The sequence below is a fragment of the Streptomyces sp. NPDC088261 genome (assembly GCF_044740805.1).
Classification (GTDB): domain Bacteria; phylum Actinomycetota; class Actinomycetes; order Streptomycetales; family Streptomycetaceae; genus Streptomyces.
On the sequence record NZ_JBIURL010000001.1, the window covers coordinates 847659 to 871071 of the forward strand.

Annotated in this window: 11 protein-coding genes and 1 tRNA gene; 2 read left to right on the forward strand and 10 right to left on the reverse strand. The window is 72.3% G+C overall.

Annotated elements, in window-relative coordinates; all coding sequences use genetic code 11:
* Positions 1–92: 92 nt before the first annotated feature.
* Together ACIODU_RS03675 and ACIODU_RS03680 are read right to left on the reverse strand one after the other, a co-directional pair.
* On the reverse strand, positions 93–344 hold the full coding sequence (locus ACIODU_RS03675) for a DUF3073 domain-containing protein (RefSeq protein WP_161310486.1): 252 nt from the start codon (positions 342–344) through the stop codon (positions 93–95).
* A gap of 279 nt (positions 345–623) precedes the next feature.
* Positions 624–1706, reverse strand: coding sequence for a Glu/Leu/Phe/Val dehydrogenase dimerization domain-containing protein (locus tag ACIODU_RS03680; protein WP_356431200.1), 1083 nt, complete (start codon positions 1704–1706; stop codon positions 624–626).
* A 154-nt stretch (positions 1707–1860) separates the two neighbouring features.
* Between ACIODU_RS03680 and ACIODU_RS03685 the strand changes: the two genes are divergently transcribed.
* Together ACIODU_RS03685 and bldC are read left to right on the forward strand one after the other, a co-directional pair.
* Positions 1861–2700 carry a hypothetical protein gene (locus ACIODU_RS03685; RefSeq protein WP_401763389.1) on the forward strand — a complete coding sequence of 280 codons (840 nt, stop codon included), beginning with the start codon at positions 1861–1863 and terminating at the stop codon, positions 2698–2700.
* Between the two features lie 568 nt (positions 2701–3268).
* Positions 3269–3475 (forward strand): developmental transcriptional regulator BldC, encoded by a 207-nt coding sequence (bldC, locus tag ACIODU_RS03690; RefSeq protein ID WP_003949541.1) that lies wholly within the window; start codon positions 3269–3271, stop codon positions 3473–3475.
* Between the two features lie 429 nt (positions 3476–3904).
* Here bldC and ACIODU_RS03695 read toward each other — a convergent pair whose 3' ends face one another.
* The 8 genes from ACIODU_RS03695 to ACIODU_RS03730 all read right to left on the reverse strand — a co-directional run bounded on the left by ACIODU_RS03695 (position 3905) and on the right by ACIODU_RS03730 (position 23222).
* On the reverse strand, positions 3905–4090 hold the full coding sequence (locus ACIODU_RS03695) for a DUF6274 family protein (RefSeq protein WP_356431196.1): 186 nt from the start codon (positions 4088–4090) through the stop codon (positions 3905–3907).
* A gap of 253 nt (positions 4091–4343) precedes the next feature.
* Positions 4344–4418: transfer RNA gene (locus tag ACIODU_RS03700), tRNA-Asp, on the reverse strand.
* Positions 4419–4506: 88 nt separating this feature from the next.
* Complete coding sequence (hrpA, locus tag ACIODU_RS03705) at positions 4507–8475, reverse strand: ATP-dependent RNA helicase HrpA (RefSeq protein WP_401763391.1); 3969 nt, start codon at positions 8473–8475, stop codon at positions 4507–4509.
* 268 nt (positions 8476–8743) lie between these two features.
* Complete coding sequence (locus ACIODU_RS03710; RefSeq protein WP_401763394.1) at positions 8744–11461, reverse strand: amino acid adenylation domain-containing protein; 2718 nt, start codon at positions 11459–11461, stop codon at positions 8744–8746.
* Entirely contained in the window at positions 11445–18443 is a 6999-nt protein-coding gene (locus ACIODU_RS03715; protein ID WP_401763397.1) for an SDR family NAD(P)-dependent oxidoreductase, read from the reverse strand. Before ACIODU_RS03715 ends, ACIODU_RS03710 begins: the two co-directional genes overlap by 17 nt.
* Positions 18436–20637 carry a beta-ketoacyl synthase N-terminal-like domain-containing protein gene (locus ACIODU_RS03720; protein WP_401763400.1) on the reverse strand — a complete coding sequence of 734 codons (2202 nt, stop codon included), beginning with the start codon at positions 20635–20637 and terminating at the stop codon, positions 18436–18438. The genes ACIODU_RS03715 and ACIODU_RS03720 overlap by 8 nt, the downstream gene beginning before the upstream one ends.
* Positions 20634–21905: a cytochrome P450 gene (locus ACIODU_RS03725; RefSeq protein ID WP_401763403.1), complete on the reverse strand. Its 1272-nt coding sequence runs from the start codon at positions 21903–21905 to the stop codon at positions 20634–20636. Before ACIODU_RS03725 ends, ACIODU_RS03720 begins: the two co-directional genes overlap by 4 nt.
* Positions 21906–22004: 99 nt before the next feature.
* Positions 22005–23222 carry a beta-ketoacyl-[acyl-carrier-protein] synthase family protein gene (locus ACIODU_RS03730; protein WP_356431185.1) on the reverse strand — a complete coding sequence of 406 codons (1218 nt, stop codon included), beginning with the start codon at positions 23220–23222 and terminating at the stop codon, positions 22005–22007.
* Positions 23223–23413: the final 191 nt, after the last annotated feature.

A 23413-nucleotide genomic window follows, 5' to 3' on the forward strand; every position in this document is an offset into this window, starting at 1 on the left:
CCGAAGTCCTGGACCGGGTCGGTGTGAGAACCGCCGGAGAGATCCGGAGATACGCGGACGTCGGAGGTACGGACGTCAAGCGGGTACGGACGTCAAGCGCCGCGGCGCTGCGCCGAGGGCCCGGACTCGTCGTCCTCGTCCTCGTCGTCGTTGTACCGATCCGCATACTGTGCGTACGGGTCATCTTCCTCGTCGTCATCCTCGAACGGCTCCGCGTTCGGTGGCTGACTCGTAGGTGATGCGCCCAGCTCGTTGGCCAGACGCGACAGATCTGTCCCGCCGCTGTTGTACTTCAGCTGGCGGGCGACCTTCGTCTGCTTGGCCTTGGCCCGGCCGCGCCCCATGGCTCGACCCCCTCGGTGACGGGGCTCGACGGCCCCAGAGTCTTGACACGCGTTCATAATTCAGAACGAGCTCTCCGCGGAGAGACCCGTCCGTAGGCTTCAACGGTACCTGCTTCCGCGGCCATACGGTACGCCGCCCGCAGGACGCGCCTCGGCTCCGGACCTGCGAAGCGCGCCGTCCTCGCTGGTCAGCTGCGATTTTAACCTCTTATTGAGGGGCGACCCGCCGACCGGGGGTGAGTCTCGTCTCCCCGCGGGGGTGCGGCCGCCCCTCCACGCTCACCGGGGGCGGGCTTCGGCCATCCGGTGCTCGGCGATCCGGTCGGCCGCGGCGGCCGGCGGAATCCCGTCCTTCTTCGCACGTGCGAAGATGGAAAGAGTGGTGTCGAAGATCTTCGCGGCCTTCGCGCGGCACCGCTCGAAGTCGAATCCGTTCAGCTCGTCGGCGACCTGGATGACGCCGCCCGCGTTCACCACGTAGTCGGGCGCGTAGAGGATCCCGCGGTCGGCGAGGTCCTTCTCCACCCCCGGGTGGGCGAGCTGGTTGTTGGCCGCCCCGCACACCACCGTCGCGGTGAGGGCGGGCACGGTCACGTCGTCCAGCACGCCGCCGAGCGCGCAGGGCGCGTAGATGTCCAGGCCTTCGGTACGGACCAGCGTGTCGGTGTCCGCGACCACGCCGACCTCCGGGTAGAGGTCCGTGAGGCGCCGTACGGACTCCTCCCGCACGTCCGTGACCACCACCCGCGCGCCGTCCTGGAGCAGGTGCCCCACCAGGTGGTGCCCGACCTTGCCGACGCCCGCGACCCCCACGGTCCTGCCGCGCAGCGACGGGTCGCCCCACTGGTGCTCGGCGCTCGCCCGCATGCCCTGGAAGACCCCGAAGGCCGTCAGCACGGACGAGTCGCCGGCGCCGCCGTTCTCCGGGGAGCGGCCGGTGGTCCAGCGGCACTCGCGCGCCACCACGTCCATGTCCGCCACGTACGTGCCGACGTCGCAGGCGGTCACGTACCGGCCGCCGAGCGAGGCCACGAACCGCCCGTACGCGAGGAGCAGTTCCTCCGTCTTGATCTGCTCGGGGTCGCCGATGATCACGGCCTTGCCGCCGCCGTGGTCGAGCCCGGCCAGGGCGTTCTTGTACGACATGCCCCGGGAGAGGTTCAGCGCGTCGGCGACGGCCTCCTCGTCGGAGGCGTACGGGTAGAAGCGGGTGCCGCCCAGGCCGGGGCCGAGGGCGGTCGAGTGGAGGGCGATGACGGCCTTGAGGCCGCTGCGGCGGTCCTGGCAGAGCACGACCTGCTCATGGCCACCCTGCTCCGATCGGAACAGGGTGTGCAGGACGCCGTCGGTCACATCGGTCACGGTGGTGACTCCCAAGGTACGAAGCGGCGGAAAGCCCCTCCGGCGGGTGGGGAGGGACCAGTTGGGCACGAGGGTAAGTCCCCCGGGGGGCGTGGTTCGGCCGCAGTGCCCAGGATCACCCTCCCGGGGGGTGCGGGCATGGGACGATCCCGTCATGCCGGCGGTGTCTTCTGTACTTGTCCCTTACGCGTCCTACCTGCGGGTGTACGAGCCGCTGGCCGCCTTTCCCGAGCCCGAACGGAGCCACTGGGCGCGATATGCCCGGCGGGACCGTACGCCGACCGCACAGGACGAACTACGGCGTTCCCTGGCCGACTTGCTGCCCACACCCCCGGTCCCCGTGCCGGTCCACGAGAGCGGCGACGCCTTCGTGACGGAGGTCGACGGGGTGGTGTGCGTCTGCCCGTGGCGGACCCGGCTGCGCGGCTGGCTGGCGCTGGAGGAGCTGGGGGACGTCCTGCCGCTGCCGCTGCTGGACGCGGTGCTGCCGCCGGTGGTGCGCGGGCAGGCGGCGGCGGACTACGAGCGCTGGCGGGACCGGAACCCGGACGCGCGGCCGTGGATCAGGACGGCGGTCTGGCAGGTGCCGGTGCGGTGGTTCACGCTGTTCTCGGACGCCGAGCGGCTGTACGAGGCGGCCGGCGACGGCGCGCCCGTGATGCGCTACCGGACCGAGATGGTCCAGGCGCGGCGGCGGCTGGCCCGCGCGCTGAAGACGCTGCGGGAGTCGGTCGACGACGGGCCGCTGATCGACGGGCTGGTGGACGTCGGGCGGTGGCTGGAGGAGTTCCACCCGCGCTCGCTGGTCGAGCTGGACTACGGCGGTCTCGTGTACGTCCTGTCGGAGGCGCAGCTGGCGGGCGACCGCTCGGCGGCCGACGTGGCGGCCGGGATCGCGGCGTTGCGGGACGGGGACGGGGCGGGCGCGGGGGAGGCGTACGGGCGGCTCACCGAGCGCTGGAAGGCGATCCGGGACATGCAGTTCGCGAACTGACGCGCCCGGCGGACCTCGGGCGCCTCTCACGCGCCGCGCGGAAAGGTCGCGCGGAAGGGTCGCGCGGAACGGGGCGCGCTCCTTGGTTCAGACAGGTGTGAGCATGTCTGAACCTGTCCAGGCCGGAGGTCCCGATCCGGGCCTATACCCCTCAAGCGTGACGGACCGCACTAACGGGGCTCTTGCGCCGATCACCCCTCCTCGTGTCAAAATAGGACAAGGAGTCCGGGGAGGGCTCCTTCCGTCCAAGTGGGGGCGGAATACTCAGCATTGCACGCTATGCGGGGGGTGTTGGTGACTCCCGATGACTCTGTGACTGATCGTCACTGGGGCATGACTGTCCGCTATGGCATGGTCCATCGGCTTCCGCCGCTGATGAACACCTCAGAGGGCAATTCCATCGGTTTGGCCGACGTGGCTGGACGGATGGTGTAGTTGTAGTGCCGAGGACAAGCCGTTCGTCCTATAACCGACTCGGCCCGCGTCTGCCATTTCGGGCAACGTGGGTCAAGGTGCAGAATTTAGAGGAAAGAACCGAGATGGTTCGGTTCTCCCGAGGAGGCCGCTCATGACCGCTCGCACCCCTGACGCCGAGCCGCTGCTGACCCCGGCTGAGGTTGCCACGATGTTCCGTGTGGACCCGAAGACGGTCACACGCTGGGCAAAGGCCGGCAAGCTCACGTCCATCCGCACGCTCGGTGGGCATCGCCGGTATCGCGAGGCAGAGGTTCGCGCACTGCTTGCGGGCATTCCGCAGCAGCGCAGCGAGGCCTGACCGACCGATCAGGGCTCAACCGCCTGACCTCACCGTCAGGTATCGACCAACCAGGGAACAGCCGGGCCCCCAACTCGGTCTCCCGCCCCCTTAGCTCCACACGACGGGCGCCTGCCCCAACAGGCCCCATGCCCTCGCCATTTGGGCAAGTCGTCGGCCGCGCTGGACTCCGCCGAGTTCAGCGCGGTCTTTTTTGTGCCCCCGGGAGAGGGCTGTCCGGACCCTGTCAGCGCGCTGTGTGGAGGGTGGGACTGGTGCTTCTGGAGGGGTTCGGGGGAGGGTGCAATTGCACATATTAAATTGCCGGATTGTAGGGCGGGCGTAAGTGACCCTCTGGTAGAAAATGGTTCGGTGACTCCCGTCACACTTCTCGGGCCTTGCCAACGACGGTTCGGCTCCTGCCCCGATCACCATGATTCAGTCCTGAAGTCACTCTTCCGTGTCTGTGGCCGTGTCCATAACGGTCGCGGACGCCGGTTCCATGGCGAGCCGTTGGAGGCGGTGGCAGATCGCACAGCGCCGTGTGAGGTGCCGGTGGCCCGACGCGGCCGCCAGATGGGCGCGCAGCAGTGCGCCCGTCTCATGTCTCGGCTGTCTGGTCGTCGGTGCCGCCATGCCCACCACCCCCGGTGCGGTCCCCGGCTGCGGAGGGGGCCCTCATCTGTAGGTACCCCCGCCGGAAGACGTCGTCAAGGCGGCTCGGAGCCCCGGCGGCGGATTTGGACCTTCCGTGACTGCGGCGTTGACGGGCCTTTTCCCGTACGAGAGAACCGCTTGCCCACCCCGTGAGGACCGGCCGGGAAGCGCGGACCGAAGCGCGCGCACGAAGAAGGCCCCGCGTCCACGACGCGGGGCCTTCTCGATACTGCGGTCCTGACGGGATTTGAACCCGCGGCCTCCACCTTGACAGGGTGGCGAGCACTCCAAACTGCTCCACAGGACCAGATTCGCGGCCGGTTCACCCGGCTGCGAAACGAGACTCTACAGCAGCTCGGAGGGTGCGGTCGAACTGACCGGCGGCCCGGCCCCGGTCATGGGGCCGCCGCGTCGATCGCCTTCACGATGCGCTTGTCCGAGACGGGCTGCGACGTCCCCAGCGCGTGCGCGAAGTAGCTCACCCGCAGCTCCTCGATCATCCAGCGGATGTCCAGGACCTCCCGGGGCACCGGCCTCCCGCGCGGCAGCTGTTCGAGCAGCCACGCGTACTCGTCCTGCATCTCGTGGACCTTCTCCATGCGCGTCGTGTCGCGCTGGACGTTGGTCGGCATCTGCTGCAGGCGCCGGTCCACCGCGACCAGGTAGCGCATCAGGTCGGGCAGCCGGCGCAGTCCCGTACGCGTGACGAAGCCGGCCGGCACGAGGGCCGCCAGCTGGTCCCTGACGTCCTGCACGTTGTTGATCAGGACCAGGCTGTTCGTGGCCTTCAGACGGCGCTCACAGGCCTGCCAGGCCGCCAGGATCTGCTGCACCTGGCCGACCGTCCGTACCGTCGCGTCCACGAGGTCGGCGCGGACCCTGTCGTACAGCTTCCGGAACGATTCCTCGTCCCAGGCCGGGCCGCCGTGGTCGGCGATCAGCTTGTCCGCCGCTGCCGTGGCGCAGTCCTCGAACAGCGCTTGCACGGAGCCGTGCGGATTGCGGGACAGTGCCAGCTTGGCCTGGTTGGTCAGCTTGTCCGAGGCGAACTTGGCCGGGTTCACCGGGATGTTGAGGAGGATCAGCCGCCGGGTCCCGGCCCACATCGCCTGCTGCTGCTCGGCCTCCGTGTCGAAGAGCCGTACGGACACGGACGCGCCCTGGTCGACCAGCGCCGGATACGCCTTGACCGGCTGGCCGGCCCTGCGCGTCTCGAAGATCCGTACCAGCGAACCGATCGTCCAGTCCGTCAGCCCCGACCGCTCGATGGCCTCCCCGCCGTCCCGCTCCGCCGTGGCCGCGGCGGCCTTCGAGAGGGCCTGGCGGGCCTTGGGGCGCAGCTGGAGCTTGAGCGCGTCCAGATCCTTGTCCTCGGCGATCCGCCTGCGCCGCTCGTCCACGATGCGGAACGTGATCTTGAGGTGGTCCGGGATCCGCGAGAGGTCGAAGTCCTCGCCCCGCACGGGCACCCCGACCATCCGCTGGAGCTCCCGGGCCAGCGTGACCGGCAGCGGCTCCTGAAGGGGCACCGCGCGCTCCAGGAAGGCCTTCGCGTAGTTCGGGGCCGGTACGTAGTGCCGGCGGATCGCCTTGGGCAGCGAGCGGATCAGCTCCACCACGACCTCCTCGCGCAGGCCCGGGATCTGCCAGTCGAAGCCCTCCGAGGTGACCTGGTTGAGCACCTGGAGCGGTACGTGCACGGTGACGCCGTCCGCGTCCGCGCCGGGCTCGAACTGGTACGTCACCCGGAACTTGAGGGCGCCCTGCGCCCACGAGTCCGGATAGTCGTCCTTGGTGACGGACCCGGCGGCCTTCTCCCGGATGAGCATCGACCGCTCGAAGTCGAGCAGCTCCGGCTCGTCCCGCCGCTTCGCCTTCCACCACGCGTCGAAGTGCGCCCCCGAGACGACGTCGTCCGGCACGCGCTCGTCGTAGAAGTCGTACAGCGTCTCGTCGTCCACGAGGATGTCGCGGCGCCGCGCGCGGTGCTCCAACTCCTCGACCTCGCCCAGGAGTTTGCGATTGTCATGGAAGAACTGGTGGTGCGTGCGCCAGTCGCCCTCCACCAGCGCGTTGCGGATGAACAGCTCGCGCGAGACCTCCGCGTCGATCCGGCCGAAGTTGACCTTCCGCTGGGCGACGATCGGCACGCCGTACAGCGTGACCTTCTCGTACGCCATCACGGCCGCCATGTCCTTCTCCCAGTGCGGCTCGCTGTACGTCCGTTTGAGGAGGTGGCCGGCGAGCGGCTCGATCCACTCCGGCTCGACCTTGGCGTTGACCCGGGCCCACAGGCGCGAGGTCTCCACCAGCTCGGCGGACATGATGAACCGGGGCGGCTTCTTGAAGAGCGCAGAGCCGGGGAAGATCGCGAACTTGGCGTTGCGGGCGCCCAGATACTCGTTCTTCACCGAGGCGCCCTTGCCCGTCTCGCGCCCGGCCTCCTTCACGTCCTTCATGCCGATGTGCGACAACAGGCCCGCCAGCAGCGAGACATGGACGGCCTGGTCGGGCGCGTTCGTGTCGTCGTCGCTCAGCCGCAGGCCCATCTGCTTGGCGACCGTGCGCAGTTGGGAGTAGATGTCCTGCCACTCCCTGATCCGCAGGAAGTTCAGGAACTCCGACTTGCACATCCGGCGGAACGCGGAGGACGACAGGGCCTTCTGCTGCTCGCGTACGTACCGCCACAGGTTGAGGAAGGCCAGGAAGTCGGACGTCTCGTCGCGGAAGCGGGCGTGGTGCTGGTCGGCCTGGGTCTGCTTCTCGGCGGGGCGCTCGCGCGGATCCTGGATGGAGAGCGCGGCGGCGATCACCATCACTTCCCGTACGCATCCGTTGCGGTCGGCCTCGATGACCATCCGCGCCAGGCGCGGGTCGACGGGGAGCTGCGAGAGCTTGCGCCCGAGGGGCGTCAGCTTCTTTTTGGCGTCCTTATGCTCCGGGTCGAAGGCGCCCAGCTCCTGCAACAGCTGCACGCCGTCCCGGATGTTGCGGTGGTCCGGCGGGTCCAGGAAGGGGAACTTCTCGATCTCGCCGAGCCCGGCGGCGGTCATCTGGAGGATGACGGAGGCCAGGTTCGTACGGAGGATCTCGGCGTCCGTGAACTCGGGGCGCGCGTCGAAGTCGTCCTCCGAGTACAGCCGGATACAGATGCCGTCGGACGTACGGCCGCAGCGGCCCTTGCGCTGGTTGGCGCTGGCCTGCGAGATCCGCTCGATGGGCAGCCGCTGGACCTTGGTGCGGTGGCTGTAGCGGGAGATGCGGGCGGTGCCCGGGTCGATGACGTACTTGATGCCGGGGACGGTCAGCGAGGTCTCGGCGACGTTGGTCGCCAGCACGATCCGGCGGCCGCTGTGGCGCTGGAAGACGCGGTGCTGCTCGGCGTGCGAGAGCCGGGCGTAGAGGGGGAGCACTTCCGTACCGCGCAGCTTGCGCTTCTCCAGGGCGTCGGCGGTGTCGCGGATCTCACGCTCGCCGGAGAGGAAGACCAGGATGTCGCCGGGGCCGGCCGCCTGGAGTTCGTCCACGGCCTCGGAGATCGCGGTGATCTGGTCGCGGTCGCCGTCGTCGCCCTCCTCCTCCAGGAGCGGGCGGTAGCGGACCTCCACGGGGTACGTACGGCCCGAGACCTCCACGATGGGCGCGTCGCCGAAGTGGCGCGAGAAGCGCTCGGGGTCGATCGTCGCCGACGTGATGACGACCTTGAGGTCGGGGCGCCGGGGCAGCAGCTGGGCCAGGTACCCCAGCAGGAAGTCGATGTTGAGGCTCCGCTCGTGGGCCTCGTCGATGATGATCGTGTCGTACGCCAGCAGGTCGCGGTCCGTCTGGATCTCCGCGAGCAGGATGCCGTCCGTCATCAGCTTCACGAACGTCGCGTCCTGGTTCACCTGGTCGGTGAAGCGCACCTTCCAGCCGACGGCCTCGCCCAGCGGGGTGTCCAGCTCCTCGGCCACCCGTTCGGCGACCGTACGGGCCGCGATCCGGCGGGGCTGGGTGTGGCCGATCATCCCGCGGACGCCACGGCCCAGTTCCAGACAGATCTTGGGGATCTGCGTCGTCTTCCCCGACCCGGTCTCGCCCGCGACGATCACGACCTGGTGGTCGCGTATCGCCTCCAGGATGGTGTCCTTCTTCTGGCTGACGGGCAGCTGCTCGGGGTACGAGACCGCGGGCACGCGCGCACCGCGTGCCCGCGTCCGCCCGGCGGCCTTCTCGGCCTCGCGGGCGATCTCGTCGAGCACGGCCTGCCGCGCCTCGGGCTTGCGGATGCGCCGGGAGCCTTCGAGCCGGCGGCCGAGCCGCTGCGCGTCGCGCAGCGAGACCTCGTCCAGCAGGGTCGACAGGTCGGCGAAGGAAGTAGACATACCGAGCCCAGGATCTCACCCCGCGCCGGAAGTCGGCGAATGTGTTTCTCCGTCGTTCTCCGTCGTTCTCCGCCGGGGGCAGGGGGGTGGCCGGGGCCGGGGCCGGGGCGGCGGGCTCTCGTCCTCCGGGGGATCGCTCCCTGTTGGCGGCCCGCTACTCTCCGGTGTCCGTACCGCGTGGGGGGTCTGTGGGGGACAGCGGACCGGGCGGCCGTCCCCGGTGGAGCGGGGGTGGCCGCCCGGCGCCGGGCGGTGGGGAGGCGGCCCGCTACGCGGGTGCGGCGGCTCCTTCCAGGATGTGGTGCAGGGCCGCCGCGACGGCCTCCACCTGGGGGGACTTGAGGACGGTGTAGTGGTCACCGGGGACGGTGACGACCTCGAAGGCGCCCCGGCACAGGACACGCCAGCTGTCGGCCGTCTCGGGGGTGGCGCCGGACTCGGCCCGCAGGAAGTGGACCGGTCCTTCGTACGCGGCGGGGCGGTAGCCGTAGAGCGCCCGCGCGTTGCCCGTGAACCGGGCGACGAGGTCGTCGAAGTCGCGCCGCGCGACCTCGGTGGGCAGGATGCCGCGGGAGCGCAGCGTCGCGAACAGCTCGGCCGGGGAGAGGGCGGAGCCGGTGGGTGTCCGGCCGTCCGGGGCGCCGGTCCCGTCCTGCCAGGAGTTTCCCGTCAGGCCGGCCAGGTCGCGGCCCAGCCAGTGGAGCAGCTGCGCCTCGCCGACCGGCCTGCGCAGCCCCTCCGGGGTCTCGATGACGTCGATCGCGGTCACGAGGTCGACGGTGCGGCCGAGGGCGGTGAGTTCGCGGGCCGTCTCCAGGGCGAGGAGGCCGCCCATGGACCAGCCGCCGAGCCGGAAGCGCTCTCCGGGCACCTCGCGCACGATCGCCCTGGCGTAGTCGGCGGCGAGTTCCCGGAGGGTGGGCTCGTCGCCGGTCCCGCCCGGCGACTGCAACGCGTAGAACGGCTGGTCGTCGCCGAGGAGCCGGGCCAGCTCGGCGTAGCAGAGCACGTCGCCGCCGATGGGGTGGGCGAAGACGAGCGGGACGGCCGTGCCCGTGGTCCGGACGGGGACGAGCGGGGTGCGTCCGGCGCTCCGGCCCCCGGCCTCGCGGTGGTCCCTGAGTTCCCGCGCGAGGGCGCGGATCGTCGGGGCACCGAACAGGGTGGACACGGGTATCTCCTCCCCCGTCTCGGCGCGCAGGACGGAGACGAGGCGGACGGCCAGCAGTGAATCGCCGCCCAGCTCGAAGAAGTTGTCCGTGACCGAGAGGGAGGGCACGTCGAAGAACGTGCTCCAGAGGGACAGGAGGAGTTCTTCCTCGGCGTCCGACGGCCGCTCGTTCCCGGTCGGCGACGCGGACTCCGTGCGCCGGGTGGCGGCCAGGGCCGCGCGGTCCACCTTTCCGTTGCTCGTGAGCGGGAAGGCGTCCCGTACGGAGACGACCGCGGGCACCATGGAGCGGGGGAGGGCCTCCGCGGCGAGCCGCTTGAGCCCCGGTTCGGTGAGGCGCGCGCCCGGTGCGGGCAGGACGTGTGCGACCAGGCGGGTCCTGCCCCGGTCGCCCTCGGCGGCGACCACGGCGCCCGCGACGCCGGGGCAGCCGAGCAACGCGGCCTCCACGTCGCCCAGTTCGATGCGGTGGCCGCCGATCTTGACCTGCGTGTCCTCGCGGCCCAGGAACTCGATCTCGCCGCTTGGCAGGAGCCGGCCCAGGTCGCCCGTACGGTAGACGCGTTCGCCACCAGGACCGGTGACAAAGCTCTTCGCGGTGCGCTCCTCGTCGCCGAGGTAGCCGCGGGCGACACCGGCGCCCGCGATGCAGATCTCGCCGGGCACCCAGCACGGCCGGGGCCGCAGCAGGCCGTCGGCCACGAAGACCCGCTGGCCGCGCATGGCCGTGCCGTACGGGATCGAGGTCAGCGCGGCGTCCGCCGGCGTGATGCGGTGCCAGATGGACCAGATGGAGGCCTCGGTGGCGCCGCCGAGGCCCCACAGCGCCGCGTCCGGGAAGTGCTGCCGGATCTCCTCCGGCAGCGCCACCGGAATCCAGTCGCCGCTCATCAGCACGGCGCGCAGCGGGGGCAGGCCGGAGGCCCCCGCGCCGGACGCCAGATGGGCGCAGAGCATGGACATGAGCGCCGGGACGCTGTTCCAGACCGTGACGTCGTGGCCGGCCATGAGGCGCAGCCACTCGGCGGGTTCGCGGGCGTCGGCGGGCGCGGGAAGGACCACGCACGCGCCGACCGAGAGCGGGCCGAAGACGTCGTACACGGACAGGTCGAAGTGCAGCGCGGAGAGCGCCAGCACGCGGTCCTTCCCGGTGAGCGCCAGCTCGTTGTTCACGTCGAGGACGGTGTTGACGGCCGGCCCGTGCTCGATCATCACGCCCTTGGGGACGCCGGTGGACCCGGAGGTGTAGATGACGTACGCGAGGTCGCGCGGCGACACCGGTACCCGTGGGGGCGCCGGGGTGTCCGCCGTACCCCCGGTCGAGCCGTCGACGTCGAGGACCGTCACCGCGGCGGGCCAGTCGATCCTCCCGCGCAGCCGGGGCTGCGTCAGCACCGCCGTGACGCCCGCCGAGGTGAGCACGGCGGACAGCCGCTTGGCGGGCCAGGCCGGGTCGACGGGGACGTACGCCGCCCCGGCGCGCAGCACGCCGAGGCAGGCGACGACCTGCTCCCAGCCCTTCTCCATGACCACGCCGACGAGAGCGCCCCGGGCCACGCCCGCGTCCGCGAGCAGGCACGCGGCGTGCGCCGACTCGGCGTCGAGTTCCGCGTAGGTGAGCGAGCGGGCCGGGCTCACGACGGCGGCGGAGTGCGGGGTGCGCGCCGCCTGCTCCTCGAACCTGTGGTGCAGCAGGAAGTCCTCGCCGAACGTCCCGTCGAATGTTCCATCGGATCCGGTGCGTGACGCGGCGGTGGGGTCGGGGTGGTGGGACCACGCGGGGGCCAACCAGGCGGAATCAACAACAGAGTTCACGAATCAGCCCTTCATACGCCGCGAACATGGCGTCCACGACACCCGCCGGGAAGACTTCCTCCACCACGTCCCAGTTCAGGATCAGACCGTCGTTCTCCTCGAACGCCGTGTGGTCCAGGATCACTTGGGGGGTACGTACACCGCTCCAGACCGGCGTGCCGCCCTCGCCCATGCGGCACAGGGCGCCGACCGGGCCCGCCGCCGCCGCGCCCCTGGCCGGCGCGCCGGTGATCGTGCTGTTGAAGACGACGGGCATGCGCGCCCGTCCCGCGCCCGCGTCCAGGCGGCCGAGGTCGCGCAGCACGTCGAGCCCCGTGTACGCGGTGTGCTCCATGTCGAGGATGAGCTGCCGCTGGATGCGCGCGGCGACGTCCTTGAACGCCGCCGTCTCGTCCACGTGCACTTCGAGGAGGCTCGTGGAGGAGAAGTTGCCCACGGTCCTCGACATGTCCTCGCCGGTGAGGCCCGAGCGGTGGGAGACGAGCACGTTGACCGTGAAGTCGGGGGACTTGGACCAGCGGGCGAGCACCTGGCAGTAGGCCGTGAGGATCGCGCCCGACGCGGTCACCCCGGCCGCCGCGGCATGGCGCTTGAACCGTTCCCACTCCGGGGGCTCGACGCGCGTGAAGCGGTTGGCGAAGACCGGGGTGGCCACCTCGCCGAGCCGTACCGCGAGCGGCAGTTCGGGCGCGGGCGGCAGCGAGGCCGCCCGGGAGCGCCAGTACTCCCGGCTCGGCTCGATCTCCTCGGACTCGCCGAAGGCGCGCATCGCGAGGACGTGGTCCTTGAAGGACCCGCCCGGCCCTTCGAGGGCGCGGGACGGGTCGTGGTACAGGTCGGCCCACTCCTGGAACAGCAGGGCGCTGCTCCCGCCGTCGGAGATCAGCACGTCGATGCCCAGGTGGAGCCGGGTGACGGTCTCGTCGACGCGGGTGGCCCGCACGATGAAGAGCGGCCAGGACGCGGTGTCGAAGGTCTGCGCCCTCAGCTCCTCCCGCACGGCGGCGAGCCGCTGTTCCCGCTCCCCGGCGGTGAGACGGCGCAGGTCCTCCACCGGGATGGTGTACTCCGGGACCCGGGAGAGGACGCGCTGGCCGCCCGCCGGGTCGAACACGGCGCGCAGCATTTCGTGCCGCTCGACGAGCCGCCGCAGGGCGCGTTCCGCGGCGCGCACGTCGAAACGGACGAGGTCGACCTCGACATAGAGGTACGTGGACACGTTGCCGAGCTCGAAGTCGCTCCCGCGGCCCGCCAGATAGGCCTCTTGCAGCTTGGTCAGCGGGAACGGCTCGGAGGCGACGGCGTCCCACGCGGGCGCGGAGCCGGGGCCGCCGCGCGGGGTCGACCGAGGGCCGGTGACGGCGGCGGTGCCGGTGTCCTTGCCCGTGACGGCGGCCGGTGTCGCCGGGGCCGCGGACGCGGGGGCGGCCGTCGCCCCGGTGGCCGGCGGAGCGGGCTCCACGGCCGTGGGCGCCGTCTCCGCCGTCTCCGCCGCCTTCTCGCGGGCCGGCGCGAACTGCTCCACGACGTGCCCCGCCAGTGACTCGGGCGTCGGGAAGTCGAAGACCACGGTGGCGCCGAGGCGCGTGCCGAGCCTGCGGCCGAGCCGTACCCGCAGCTCCATCGACGTGAGCGAGTCGAAGCCCATCTCGTAGAAGGACCGCTGGGCGTCGACCTTGCCGGGCGCCAGGCCCAGGAGCCCGCCCACGCACTCCTTCACCAGGGCCAGCAGCCCGGCGATCCGCTGGTCGTCCGAGGCGTCCGCCGACTTCAGCAGAGCGAGGACGTCGGCGGCCTCCGTGGTGTCGCCTCCCGCCGGGGCCGGGGTGGCGGGGGCGGGGTTCAGGTGCTCCGAAGGGGGCCCGGTCCGGGGCGTGTTGGGCCCCTGCGGCGCCCTCGGTCCCTTCGGCGCGCTCAGGCGGCGCGCCGGGGTGACCGGCGCGGCCGTTCCCGTACCCCGCAGGGCGGCGAGCCCGCCGAGCAGGAACGGTCCCTCGTACGTGCCGTCGGGCCCCGAGGCCTCCGGCACCGCCAGGCGCGCGCCGACCAGCGCCGCCGGGCCGTCCGCGAGCGCCCCGTCGAAGAGCGCGAGCCCCTCGGCGACCTCGAACGGGGCCACGCCGTTGCGGCGCAGGCGCAGCAGGTCGCCCTCGCCGAGGTGGCCGGTCATGCCCGTCGCCTGCGCCCACAGGCCCCAGGCGACCGCGTTGGCGGGACGCCCCCGGGAGCGCCGCCAGTGCGCGAACTGGTCCAGGAAGGTGTTGGCGCCCGCGTAGTTGGCCTGGCCGGGGCCGCCGAGCACGCCGTACAGGGAAGAGAACAGCGTGAAGAAGCGCAGTTCGTCCCCGGCCGTCGCGGCGTCCAGGTTCAGGGCCGAGTCGACCTTGCTGCGCAGCACCCCGTGGAGCTGGTCCGGTGTCATGTTCGAGACGAGGGAGTCGTCGAGCACACCGGCGGCGTGCACCACACCCACGATCGGGCGCTCGGAGCGCACCTGGGCCAGGGCCGCGCCGACGTCCCGCGCGTCCGAGACGTCGGCGCGGACGACCCGCACCTCGGCGCCGAGGGCGGTCAACTCCCCGCGCAGCGCCTCGATGCCGGGCGCCCCGCCGCCGCTGCGGCTCAGCAGCGCCAGGGAGCGCGCGCCCCACCGGGTCACCAGATGCCGCGCCAGTTCGCGGCCGATGGTGCCGGTGCCGCCCGTGATCACGACGGTGCCGTCGCCCAGTTCCGGCAGGGCGGGGCCGGCCGCCGGGTGCGGGGCGAGCCGGGGCCGCAGGATCCGGCAGGACCGGACGGCGAGCTGTGCGTCCGTACGTTTCAAGGCGGCCGCGAGCACGTCGGGTCGGGAGAGGCCGGCGGCGCCGACGTCGACGATCCTGAACTGCCCCGGGTGCTCGGTCTGGGCGGAGCGGACCATGCCCCACAGCACGCTGGAGCCGAGGTCGAACGTGTCGTCGCCGGGGACCGCGACCGCGTCCCGCGTGACGCAGGTCAGCAGCACGCGGCCCTCCAAGTCGGGCGCGCCCAGCCAGCGTTGGACCGTCCTCAGGGCCCACGAGGCGGAGGCGTGGACCTGCTCGTCCACGCCCTCCGGCACGGCGGGGGCCGCGAGCACGACCTGCCAGCTGCCGGGCAGCCCCTTCACCACCATGATCGCCTCGTCGAGCGTCGCGACGGCGATGCCTCCGCGCGCGGTCTCGCGCAGCGCGGCCGAGAGCGGGCCGTCGTCACCCGCGACCACGCACAGGCGGTGCCCCTCGCCGTCCGCGCCGGGGACCTCGTCCCACGCCATCGCGTACAGCGCGGCCGCGTCGAGGTCCGGCGCCGTACCGGGCAGGGCCAGGCCGCGGACCACCATGCGGTCGACGGACAGCAGGACGCGGCCGTCGTCGTCGGTCAGCGTGAGGGTGATCGCGTCCGGGGCGACCCGGCGTGCCACGGCGTAGCACGCGTCGGCGGCCGCCGCGTCCGGGTCGTCGGTGCGCGCGCCCACGCGTACGCCGCTGAAGACGAACGGTACGGAGACGCTCCCGGCGGCCGCCTCGCCCAGCAGGCCGCAGCGCACCGCGGCGTGCAGCGCGGCGTCGGCCAGCGCCGGGTGGACCGCGAAGCCGCGGTGGTTGACGCGGGCCGCCTCGGGGAGCACGACGCGGGAGCGGACCCGGTCCCCGTGGTACGTACCGGAGCACACGCCCTGGAACGCCTCTCCGTACCCGTACCCGAGGCCCCGCAGGTCCTCGTACAGGCCGTCGGCGTCGAGTTCGGCGGCGTCGGGCGCGACGGACAGGTCGTCCTGGAGCGGGGTGGCGGCGGTGCGCGGGCCGGCCAGGAGGCCGTCCGCGTTGCGCAGCCACGAGTCCCCGCCCACCGGGCGGGAGAAGACCGCCGCCGGTCGCGAGGCTCCCTCGCCCCCTTCGGGAGGCTCGACGGACACCTGGATGTCGACGGCAGAGCCGTCCAGGGGCAGTAACAGCGGGTCGCGCAGCAGCATTTCGTCCAGGCCGTCGCAGCCCAGCTCGCGGCTCGCGGACAACAGCAGCTCCGCGAAGGCGGTGCCGGGCAGCAGCACCGTGTCCCCGACCCGGTGGTCCATGAGCCAGGGATGGCCGCGCAGCGAGAGGCGGCCGCTCATCAGGACCGTGCCGTCGGCGGCCTCGACGACGGAGGAAATCCACGGGTGCCCGCCGTCGGCGAGCGGGACCACGGGCCTGCGGGCGGCGCGGTCACCCTGCGGGGAGGGCTTGGTGCTCATGCCGTCCGTCTGCGACGGCAGCCAGAACCTGACTCCCTCGAAGGGGTACGTGGGCAGGTCGGCCGGGGCCGTACGGGCCGGGGCGTGGGCGGCGCGCAGCACGTTCCAGTCGACGGAGTGGCCCTGGACGTACGCCTCGGCGGCGGCCGTCATGAACCTCTCGTACCCTCCCTGGTCGCGTTTGAGGGTGGCGCAGACCGGGGCGTCCGTGTCGGTCCCGCGCAAGATCGACTCCAGCGAGCCGAGCAGGACGGGGTGCGGGCTGATCTCCACGAAGGCGTCGTAGCCGTGCGACGTCAGCTCCGTGATGGTCTCCGCGAAGCGGACCTGGCCGCGCAGGTTCCGGTACCAGTACGCGGCGGTCATGTCCTCGCCGCGGAACGGGCGGGCCTCGACCGTCGAGAACACCGGTATCGCCCCGGCCGAGGGCGTGATCCCGTCCAGACCGGCCATGATCCGGTCCTGGAGCTCGGCCATGACGGGGGAGTGCGAGGCGCACTTGGCGGGCACCCGGCGCGCGTACACGCCCCGGTCCTCGCAGAGGTCGAGCAGCCGCCGGATGCCGGGCTCGTCGTCGCCGGACAGGATGACGAACTCGGGCCCGTTGGTGGCCGCGACGACCAGATCGGCGGCGGCCTCGGCGGCGAGCAGCAGGGCCTTCTCCCGGGAGGCGGCGACGGCGGCCATGCCGCCGCGCCCCGACTCCTCCAGGATCCGGCTGCGAACGGCCACCACGCGGGCCGCGTCCGCCAGGTCCAGGGTCCCGGCCAGGGCGGCGGCCGCGACCTCACCCTGCGAGTGGCCGACCACCGCGGCGGGCTCGACGCCGGCCGACCGCCACAGCTCGGCGAGCCCGAGCATCATGGTGAAGATCAGCGGCTGGACGACGTCGGTGCGCTCCAGGTCGGTCTCCTGGTCGGCGCCGGACAGGACCGCCTGGAGGTCGTAGTCGAGGTGCGGCGCGAACGCCGCGCGGCACTCCTCGACGCGTCGGCGGAAGACCTCGGACTCGTCCAGGAGGCGCGCGGCCATGCCCGGCCACTGCGAGCCCTGCCCGGGAAAGACGAAGACCGGGCGCCGGACGCGCCGCGCCTCGCCCCGGACGACGGCGGGGTCCTCCTCCTGCGCGGCGAGTGCCCGCAGTCCGCCGAGGAGTTGGCCGAGGCCGGAGCCGGCCACGACGGCGCGGTGGTCGAAGTCCTCGCGCGCGGTGGCGAGGGCGTGGGCGACGTTCGGCACGGGGTCGGCACCGGACGCCAGCTTCTCGGCGACGGCCGTGGCGTAGGCGCGCAGGGCGGACGGGGTCTTGGCGGAGATCTTCAGGAGATCGGTGCCGGAGGAGTCGGAGGGGGCGGAGGCGGAGTCGGAGGTGGCGGGGGCGGAGTCGGATGAGGCGGCGGCCCCCGTCCGTGGCTCCCGGGGTTTGGCGTCCCACCCCTCCAATATGACGTGGGAGTTGGTCCCGCTCACGCCGAACGAGGAGACGGCGCACCGCCGCACCCCGTCCCGGGTCGTGGGCCAGGGGCGGGCCTCACGGAGCACGTCCACGGAAGTCGACCAGTCCACGTGGGAGTTGAGCGCGCCCTCGACATGGAGCGTCTTGGGCATGGTGGCCGCCCTCATCGCCGTCAGGCACTTGATGACGCCGCCGACCCCGGCCGCCGCCATGGAGTGGCCGACGCTGGACTTGAACGAGCCGATCCAGACCGGCTCTTCGCGCTCGCCCCGGCCGTACGTCGCCTGGATGGCGTTGGCCTCGATGGGGTCGCCGAGCTTGGTGGCGGTGCCGTGCGCCTCGACGAGCTGGATGTCGCCCGGGCGCAGCCGCGCGTCGGCGAGGGCCTGATTGATCACCTTGACCTGGGCGCGGCCGCTGGGCGCCGTCAGGCCGTTGCTCGCGCCGTCCTGGTTGACGGCGGTCCCTTTGATCACGCCGTGGATGCGGCGCCCCAGGCGCTTCGCCTTCGCCAGCGGCTCCAGGACGAGGACGCCCGCGCCCTCGGCCCACACGGTGCCGTTGGCGGTGTCCGCGAAGGTCCGGCAGCGCCCGTCCGGCGACAGGGCGCCCTTCCTCGCGTAGTCGACGAACATGCCGGGCCCCGCGAGCACGGTGCAGCCGCCCGCCAGCGCGAGGTCGGTCTCGCCGGTGCGCAGCGAGCGGACGGCCTGGTGGATCGCGACGCCCGAGGAGGAGCAGGCCGTGTCGATGGTGATGGCCGGGCCTTCGAGGCCGAGCAGGTACGAGATGCGCCCGGACGCGACGCTCGGCGAGGTGCCGGTGCCCATGAAGCCCGCGGTCTCGTCCTGCCACCGCCACAGCGGCTGCCCGTACTCGTTCGGCATCACGCCGACGAAGACGCCGGTGGACGAGCCCTTCAGGCTCGACGGGAGGATCCCGGCCCGCTCGATCGACTCCCAGGCCACTTCGAGGAGGATCCGCTGCTGCGGGTCCATCGCGATCGCCTCGGCCGGCCTGATGCCGAAGAACGCCGCGTCGAAGGTGTCCGCGTCGTGCAGGAACCCGCCCTGGCGGACGAAGCTCGGGTCGTACAGCTCCTCGGTGTGCCAGTCGCGGTTGCCGGGGAACTCCCCGACGCCGTCCCGGCCTTCGGACACCAGTTCCCAGAGCCGGTCGGGGCTGTCCACACCGCCGGGGTAGCGGCAGGCCATCCCGATGACCGCGATGTCGTCCCGTCCGGTGCCGTCGATCATGTCGTCCTCAGCCACGCCGCGTCTCCGTCCTCTCCATCAGGGTGTTCAGGTGTGTCGCCAGTTCGTTGATCGTCGGGTGGTCGAAGAGCACCGTTCCCGGGAGGTCGAGCGCGGTCGCGTCGGTGATCCGGTCGAGGAACTCCAGCTGGGTCATCGAGTCGACGCCCGTGTCCTGGAACGTGCGGTCCGGGTCCGGCCGGGTGGCCGATCCGCCCAGGACCGTGAGGAGTTCGTCCTCGAGGAGGGTGCGGGTCAGCCAGAGGCGGTCGGTGGGGCCGGGGGCGGCGGTCCACCGGTCGGTGAAGGCGGGGGGCGGGGTGGCCGCGGGAGCCTGGGTGGTCGGCGGAGCTGGGCGTACCTGAGAGGTCTGAGAGGTCTGAGGGCCCTGAGAGGTCTGGGAGGCGCGCGAGGTGTGGGAGGTCCCGGGCGAGGTCTCCCAGGCGAACGTCTCGCGCGCGAAGGGTGTCGCCGGCAGTGCCGGGACCCTGCGCTGCCCGAAGCCCAGCGCCTCGCGGATCTTGGTCAGTTCGCCCGTGTACGCGTACTCCGCGGCGAGCGCCACCAGTGACGCGCGGTCGGGTCCCGCCTCCTCCAGCCAGGACTCGGGAACGGCGAGTCCCTGCCCGGCGGCCGCCTTCTCCAGGCCCCGCCTGATGTCCGCCCAGTCGCCGCCGAGCACGGCGGCGCGGTGTTCGCCCTGGGCGCGGTGGGCCAGCGTCCACCCGATGTCGGCCACGGAGTGCCGCCCGGCGGGGAAGGGGTGGTCGAGCAGGGCGCGGGCCAGGCCCTGGACCACCTCCCGCGACCGTCCCGACAGGCACCAGACGGTGTCCTCGCGGCCGCCCACGGCGGCCCCTGCCGGGCCGGCGGCCGCCGTGGGCGACACGCCGAGGACCACATGGACGTTGGTGCCGCCCATGCCGAGCGAGCTGACGCCCACGGCGTCCGCCCGCGTGAAGGAGCGCTCCTCGCCCTCCGTGACGACCCGGAGGTTCAGCTCGTCCAGCGGCGTCCCGGCCGGGCTCCGTACGAAGTTGAGGCTCGGGGGCAGGTGTCCGTGGTGGAGGACCAGGCAGGCCTTGAGGAACCCGGCGATCCCGGCGGCCGACTCCAGGTGCCCCAGGTTCGTCTTCACCGATCCGACCCGCAGGGGGTCGCCCGGCGGGCGCCCGCCGCCCACCGCCGCGCCGAGCGCCCGCGCCTCGACGGGGTCGCCCACGGGCGTGCCGGTCCCGTGCAGTTCGACGTACGCGACGTCGGCGGCGCGCACGCCCGCGGCCGCGTGGGCCGCCGCGATCACCTCCTGGTGGGCCTCCTGCGAGGGGACCCCGGGGCCGGACCGGCCGCCGTCGTTGTTGGTGGCGCTGCCGCGGACGACGCAGTAGACCGGGTCGTTGTCGCGGATCGCCGCGTCCAGGGGCTTCAGTACGACGCAGCCGCCGCCCTCGCCGCGTACGTAACCGTTGGCCGCCTCGTCGAAGGTGTGGCACCGGCCGTCCGGCGACAGGCCGCCCCACAGCTGGATCTGGTCGGTCACCCGCCCCAGGAGGTTGAGGTGGATGCCGCCGACCAGCGCCGCCTCGCACTCGCCGAGCCGGATTCCGGACAGGGCGCGGTGCAGGGCGGCCAGGGACGAGGACTGGCCGGTGTCGATCACTTCGCTCGGTCCGCGCAGGCCGAGGACGTGCGAGACACGGTTCGCCAGCAGGGCGCGGCTGGTGCCCAGGTGGCCGGAGCGGTCCAGGTTCCCGGCGGCGAAGTAGCTCATCCGGAAGTCGTCGGCGGAGGCCCCGACGAAGACGCCCCAGCGCGAGCCGCTCAGCTCGGCGGCGTCCAGGGACGCGTCCTCGACGGCCTCCCAGGCGAGTTCCAGGAGGACGCGCGCCTGCGGGTCCATGTGCCGGGCCTCGCGGCGCGAGATGCCGAAGAAGCCGGCGTCGAAGTCCATGACGCCGTCGACGAACCCGCCGGCGGTGACGCGTCGTCCGGCGGAGGGCCCGTAGGACGGCCCGTAGGACGGCCCGTCGGAGGGCTCACCGGCGGCCTCGTCCGGGAGGTCGGTCCACCGGTCCGCCGGGACCGGACCCACCGACGACGTACCGGACCTGAGGTTCTCCCAGAACGCGGCCGGGTGGGCGGCGCCGGGGAAGCGGCAGGACATGCCGATGACGGCCACGGGTGGGGCGGGGCGTAACGCGTCCGCCGTCATCGTGCCGCCGCCCCGGTCTCCGCGCGCCGCGGTACGGGGCCGGGCCCGACCGTGAGGCGCTTCAGGCCGCGGAAGGTCGGGCTGGCCTTCCACTCCCTCTCCGCCGCGGGGGTCAGGGACGCCAGGTCGGGGCAGCGCTCGATGAGGACGTCGAAGGCCTCCTCGGCCTCCAGCCGGGCGAGGTGCTTGCCGATGCAGTTGTGGATGCCGCCGCCGAAGGCCAGGTGCTCGCGGCGCGGCTCCGCGAGGGTGAAGTCGTCGGGCCGCTCGAAGCGTTCGTCGTCGCGGTTGGCCGCGGCGAACGCGAGGAACACGATCGAACCGGCGGGTATCTCCACGCCGTTGACCTCCGCCGTCTCGGTGACGTACCGGTAGAGCGAGAGGTTGAACGGCGACTGGTGGCGCAGCATCTCCTCGACGGCGCCCGGTACGAGGGAGCGGTCCTTCCACAGCTTCTCGCGCTGGAGCGGGTTGGCCTCCAGGGTGAGGAAGCCCGTCACGATGAGGTTCGCCGTCGTCTCGTACCCCGCCGCGAGCAGCGCGTACGCCTGGGCGACGGCCTCGGGGCCGTCGAGCGAGCGCGCGAGCAGGGACAGCACGTCGTCGTCACCGGCGGTGCGCTTGCGCCCGATCAGGTCGCTCAAGTAGCCCACCATCAGCCCGGCGTCGCGCTTGAGGACCTCCGGTGCGGCGTCGCTCGTGATGGTCTGCACCCAGGAGTCGAAGGTGCCCCGGTCCTCCTCGGGCACCCCGAGGGTGGCGCAGATCACCGCGATGGAGAAGGGGAACGCGAAGTCCCGGACGAGGTCGAAGGTGTCCCGGCCCGCCACCGCGTCGAGGGTCTCCTCGGCGAGCGCGCGTATTCCGGCCCGCTTGGTGGCGACGGCCCGGGCGGTGAAGGCGCCGTTGACCGGCTTGCGGAGCGCGGTGTGCTTCGGCGGGTCGTTGTTGGCCATGTTGTCGTAGAGCAGGGACGAGCGCGCCGTCGTGTCGCCCCCGCCCGGGGCGTTCGCCGCGAACAGCGGCATGGCCTCGTTGATGCTCTTGCGGAACCTCGGGTCGCGCAGGACGAATTCGACGTCCGCGTACGACGTGATGAGCCAGGCCTTCAGGTTCGGCGGTATGTAGGCCATGCCCGTTTCGAGCACGATCTCGGTGGGTTTGTTCCCGGCTCGCTTGATGTCCCGGTACACGGGCTGCGGGTCCCGGTAGAAGTCGTAGCCAAGACTCAGGGGACACGAAGCCGCCCCGGTGGAGTGCGCTGTCATCTCAGCCTTTCGTGAGGTGCGTCTGTGAGAGCGGTGCGGGCGCGCTGATCCGTCCGGGGGGTGGGGCGTACGGGAGTGGTGGCGTGGCGCGGTCGCGGCTCAGGCGCGACCGAAGACCAGCGAGACGTTGTGGCCGCCGAAGCCGAAGGAGTTCGAGAGCGCGCTCCGCCACTGGCCGGGGCGCGCCGAACCGGCGACCACGTCGAGGGCGACCTCGGGGTCCTGCTCGGTGAGGTTGCGGGTCGGCGGGACGCTTCCGTCGCGCAGGGCCAGGACGGAGGCGATGGCGCCGAGCGCGCCGGACGCGCCCAGCAGGTGGCCCGTCATGGACTTCGTCGCCGTCACCACGGGGTGGGCGCCGACGGCCTGGGTGATGGCCTGGGCCTCCGCCACGTCGCCCTGCGGGGTCGACGTGGCGTGGGCGTGCACCAGCTCCACGTCCGCCCCGCTCATACCGGCGTCGCGCAGCGACTGGGACATCGCCCGGACCTGGCCCGCCACGTCGGAGGCGGTGATGTGGAGGGCACTTGAGCTGATGCCCGCGCCCAGGAGGGTGCCGTGCGCGCGGGCGCCCCGGGCCCGGGCGTGGTCGGCGCGCTCCAGGACGACGACGGCGCCGCCCTCGCCGAGGACAAATCCGTCGCGGTCCTTGTCGAAGGGGCGGGACGCGAGTTCCGGGGTGTCGTTGTGGGTGGACAGCGCCATCATCTGGGCGAAGGCGGCCAGGGGGAGCGCGTGCACGCTGGCCTCGACGCCGCCCGCCACGACGACGTCCACGCGGCCGGCCCTGATGAGGTCGAGGCCGAGCGCGATGGCCTCCGCGCCCGAGGCGCAGGCGCTGACCGGGGCGTGGGCGCCGCCCTGCGCGTTGAGGTCCATGCTGACCCACGCGGCGGGGCCGTTGGCCATCAGCATCGGCACCGTGTGCGGGGAGACGCGGCGCGGCCCGGACGTCTCCAGGATGTGATTCTGGCCCAGCAGTGAGGTGACCCCGCCGATGCCCGTGCCCAGGACGACCGCGACCCGTTCGGGCTCGATCTCGGGGGTCCCGGCGTCGGCCCAGGCCTCCCGCGCGGTGACGAGCGCGATCTGTTCGGACCTGTCGAGCTTGCGGGCCTCGGTCCGCTTCAGCGAATCGGCGGGATTCACGGTCAGTTGACCGGCGATACGGACCGGAAGTGCCTCGGCCCAGCTCTCTTTGAGTACGCCAATTCCGTTCTCGCCGCTCCGCATTGCGGCCCAGGTGTCATTCGCGTCGGCACCCAGCGGTGTCATCGCGCCAAGGCCGGTTACCCACACATCCACTGCGTTCCACATAGCGCCACACGCTAGCCAACGGTTCAGTTGGGCCGCAAGTAACCATGGTCCGGGTCGATTCAGAGTTAGGGGTTATCCCGGGTTCTCCCTCCCCTATTCGCGGCGGCCGCCGGCGGCGGACGTAGGGGGGTGCGAATTGCGCATCCGTTAATGAAGGGGAATGGCCGGCGAGGATATGCGCGGCGGCTGGA